Below are 639 nucleotides of genomic sequence, written 5' to 3'. Positions count from 1 at the left end.
ATATTATATACCGCTCTCCTGCTTTAAAGCCTGTAAAGTAAAAGGCTCTTAGCAGAGCTGTGTAGCTTTGATTAGAATCTTATATCTTTTGCTTCTATACGAGAAGCAAGCCTTAAACTTGCCAAACAAGTATAAACAGGTTTAACAGCGGAAGATAAATTATCCCCCGCTGTTAAATTTAGTTAAGTGTGCTGTGTTAGGCTTCGTTGGTCGTAACTTTTAAAGCTACATCTACATTGCCTCTGATGGCATTAGAATACGGGCATACTTCATGCGCTGCTTCTACCAGTTGCTGCGCCACTTCCTGTGCCACACCCGGGACATTTACTTCTAAGGTAACGGCAAGTCCGTATCCGCCATTATCCAGCTTACCCATGCTTACGTGTGCTGTAGTAGTGGTAGTGCCTGCTTTTACCTTTTGCGTACGAATGATCATGAGCAAGGCATTATCAAAGCAAGCAGCATAACCACCGGCAAAAAGAATTTCTGGGTTCAGGTAATCTCCTTTAGAACCTCCCAGTGATTCAGGAGTGCGTACATCAACGTCTAAAACACCTGTTTCTGAAGTAATATGACCGTTTCGGCCACCTGTTGCTGTTGCTTTGGTACTATATAAGGCTTCCATTTTTTATATTTAAG

1 protein-coding gene is annotated in these 639 nt (G+C 42.3%); it reads right to left on the bottom strand.

Going from position 1 to position 639, the window contains the following annotated elements; genetic code table 11:
• Nucleotides 1–196: 196 nt before the first annotated feature.
• Entirely contained in the window at nucleotides 197–625 is a 429-nt protein-coding gene (locus ACFQ2O_RS22135; protein WP_377533174.1) for an organic hydroperoxide resistance protein, read from the bottom strand.
• Nucleotides 626–639 lie beyond the last annotated feature (14 nt).

The sequence above is a fragment of the Pontibacter rugosus genome, from assembly GCF_042678745.1.
In the GTDB taxonomy this organism is placed as follows: Bacteria; Bacteroidota; Bacteroidia; order Cytophagales; family Hymenobacteraceae; genus Pontibacter; species Pontibacter rugosus.
The sequence above is the reverse complement of the archived record's forward strand: the minus strand, read 5'-3'. Positions and strand labels throughout refer to the sequence as shown.